A 3,556-nucleotide genomic window follows, 5' to 3' on the forward strand; every position below is an offset into this window, starting at 1 on the left:
TGGAAGGTTGTTAGGTTGTTCGCCATAGGCGTTCGGTTTCGGGTAGGTTGTTAAGTTGTTCGCCATAGGCGTTGGTGTATATCAATTAGTTTAAGTATCACTATGGAATCTACTTCCAAAATTAACCAATTCATACTTCTCCGTGAGACCTTAATTAAATTCGCTTACCAGGCATTTCAAGAAAGCAAAAGTTTTTTTAGTATTGCTCATGTAGCGATTAGAGACCGCTTGAGAAATATTTTTTTTTCAGAACTAAATAAAATAACCCAACCCCTTTCTAAACAACTCTTACTTGAGTTAGTAAAAAGACGAAAAAACCTGGGTGAAGCTGATTGGAAAGATGCCGAAAAGGGCGTGTATCCAGTTGGTACATTATTCGATAATCCTTGGCAGGATTTCTTCCGTTACTATCCAGAAGTTTGGAGAGATCTGCCTCAAATTTGGTCAAGGTGGCAACGAAAGGAATATCAGACGTTTTGTCCTGAGATTGAGCTGCAAGGTTATCCGTCATACTACCTGCAAAATTTCCACTATCAGACAGACGGCTATTTAAGTGATATGTCGGCTAATCTCTACGACTTGCAGGTAGAAATCCTGTTTTATGGTGCAGCAGATAGTATGCGTCGGCGAATCCTTAGTCCAATCAAGCAAGGATTAACTGTCTTTGCTTCTGTACCACCTGACCAAATCAAAGTTTTAGACCTAGCTTGTGGGACGGGACGAACCCTAAAATTCCTTCGCGCTACCCTACCTAAAGCATCTTTATTTGGGGTTGACCTATCCCCCACTTATCTACGCAAAGCCAAGCAACTACTTTCAAAAAATCCTGAAGAATTGCCTCAACTAATGCAGGCCAATGCCGAAAAATTACCTTACCCAGATAATTCTTTTCACGGCATAAGCAGTGTATTTCTCTTCCATGAATTACCACCAGCAGCTCGTCAGCGAGTAATTGAAGAATGTTTCCGAGTCACTAAACCAGGGGGAGTATTGACCATCTGTGATTCGATTCAACTAATCGATACTCCTGAGTTTGAGGTATCGATGGAGAATTTTATTGCTACGTTTCACGAGCCTTATTACAGAAATTACATTACAGATAACTTAGTCGAACGTCTCGAAAAAGCTGGCTTTGAACAGGTCGAAATTAAAAATCACTTTGTTAGTAAATATTGGATTGCCCGCAAACCTGAAACTCCATAGCATTTCTATTTGAGTTGTAAACATAGGATTGATGGGAAGAAGGAGCGAGCAGCAGGAACTTTGGAGCAGTATGAAAGAGTTTGGAGGATTTTTTGGTTTTATGAAAAAAAACTGAAACTCTTGTTGGTTCTGACTTCTGCCATCTGCCCTCTGCCTTGCTGTATTGGCTACGAGAGTGAATAGTCCAGCAATTTAGCCAAATTCCGAAAAATCACCCTTCTCGATTTCCAGCACCAAAAGCCAAAATTAAAAATAAATAGTGAAAATAAATAGTACCCCGAAGGGTACTGTCAATATCCGACAGCTATAGAACACTAGAATTATCAGTTCATCAAGTTGTTCAGCAATTGGGGTGAGGGAAATATGGCCAGTAATCAAGAACGTTCTTACGATGTCATTGGATTTGGTGATGAAGTTCCAGGTATCTTAGCGCTGATCGCAGCTGGGAAAGAGTATCGCCGCCGGACAGGTAAGTATCCACGCATTCTGTTAATGTCAAAAGGCAGTAAACATGAAGGTGTTGGTGGTCATCTCGTCAGGGGAGGTCTGGCCTACCTTGATCGCTGCCAGATTCCTCGTAACCTGCGTAAATCCCTAAAGCTCGACACCTTTGGCTCACCCCCTAGCCTCTACAAAGAATTTTTACAGCGCTCAGGTGTCAACTTAATTGCTCTTGACCCCCGCAAAGCTGATGCCGCCCTCAAGAAAATGATGCAAGAAGCAGGTGTGGCTCTGATCCGGGAAGTCAAGATTGCATCAGTTATTAAAGACGGTCCAAAGCTAACTGGCATCAAGTTAGCCAGAGGCGAAACCTATTTTGGCAAACAATTTATCGATTCCACAGTCAATGGAGAATTAGCCCAAGCGGCTGGAGTTAGGAAACTAAAAGGATTTAACACCTTTGGCTTGCCCGAATCCGAACTACCAGTCACCCTAGTATTTGAAACTCATGGACTCAGTATCAAAAGACTAAAGCAGGTAGAGTATGCCTATCTCAAGCGCTTCACTAATCCTGCTGATCAAGAAGCTCAACGGTGGTTAAAGCAAGCTGCTGGGTCTGATGCTCAGTTTGCTGAACGACTCAGGAAGAATATGAGAGACCCCAGGGGTAATCTGAAAACCATGTGGGTCGGTAAAGATTACATCGACATTCGCTCCCCAGCCCTATCCGTAGCTTACCACTCTTTTAGAGGTAAGACCTTCTCTCTAGCAAAAAGTGGTGTGATCCTCGATGAAGGAAATGTCGCAATTCTTCCAGGAGGTAGGCTTTCCTGGAATGCTCTCCTGTGTAAGGTCAATGGCACTGAAGCAGAGGAATTAGCTCAAGGAGGTGCTAAACCCTCTGCTAAGATTCTCGAAGAGATGAATTTTGTTGAAACTTGGCTAAAGGGTATTGGAGCGAAAGCCGTTAAGCCAGCATCTGAACTTTATATCCGCCATGCAGGCAATATTACTGGTGTAGTAGACCCTCTCTATGGATCCCAAATGCTCTTAGGTGGCACACCCAATTGGTCCGCTTTGGGAACCTTTGGCTATCATTTTGATGTGCGCGGGGGTATCGAAGGTCTTGGTAACAGAGCCTCTCAGAACGGGTTGAAAAGTGTAAGTTTTAGTAAGCCAATTTTCAACATTGGCATCCAGCATGCCCAAATTAAAGCTGTTCCTAATTTAGCCGTTGTCAGTCCTGGTTCTGGGTTTCAAGGGTTTGCTTCATCCGCTGGTAGAATTGTGGAATTCAATGCTGGTGTTGGTCAGGCATTGGGGATTGCTGCCATTACTGCCCTTCTTTCTGGCAGAAACCTAAGTAATGTATCCAACTCTGAGGTCAGAAAAGTACTTTTAAGCACGAAGCAACTCCCTCGCGTCTATGGATATGCTAATAATAATGAAGCTAAGAAATTGAAGAATTTCGAGTCTTTATTAGTGCTAGTTTGAGATCTGAGCCTTCAGCGATCAGCCTTCAGCTATCAGTATTTAGCGATCAGCCTTCAGCGATCAGCTCATATCAAGTCCGCTTGAATACCCATAATAAAACTGTATCGAAGGCAGAGGGCAGAAGGCAGAAGGCAGAAGTAAAGGAGTAAGGTTTCTTGGGTAATGGTTTTTGATAACTAATTATCCGGACATGATATCATGTAATCCAAAGCCTAATCAATAAACAGAGTAAGCACTAGTGATATCCAGTCTGGTTGACTAGTGCTAAATAAACTATAGGGATTGCCAATCCCTCATTTGATACCAAGTTGCGGTCAAACGTACAACTTTCTCTTCCGCCTATCTCCCCAGGGTAAACGCATCTAACCCACATTCCGCAGGTTCATCCTCAATTTGAATAATTTTCTCTTTGCTTACA

General features: G+C 42.8%; 2 protein-coding genes. Both read left to right on the forward strand.

Features of this window, described 5'->3' with window-relative positions; all coding sequences use genetic code 11:
- Positions 1-102 precede the first annotated feature (102 nt).
- Positions 103-1,203 carry a class I SAM-dependent methyltransferase gene (locus tag AC4II3_RS22505; RefSeq protein WP_488011279.1) on the forward strand — a complete coding sequence of 367 codons (1,101 nt, stop codon included), beginning with the start codon at positions 103-105 and terminating at the stop codon, positions 1,201-1,203.
- Positions 1,204-1,566: 363 nt separating this feature from the next.
- The gene (locus AC4II3_RS22510; RefSeq protein WP_488011277.1) at positions 1,567-3,138 is read left to right on the forward strand and encodes an FAD-dependent oxidoreductase; all 1,572 of its coding nucleotides are present in this window, start codon (positions 1,567-1,569) and stop codon (positions 3,136-3,138) included.
- Positions 3,139-3,556: the final 418 nt, after the last annotated feature.

The sequence above is a fragment of the Moorena sp. genome (assembly GCF_982860115.1).

Coding starts and splice junctions, on each gene's coding strand:
- AC4II3_RS22505 (WP_488011279.1), top strand. CDS start 103: ATGGAATCTACTTCCAAAATTAACCAATTCATACTTCTCCGTGAGACC.
- AC4II3_RS22510 (WP_488011277.1), top strand. CDS start 1,567: ATGGCCAGTAATCAAGAACGTTCTTACGATGTCATTGGATTTGGTGAT.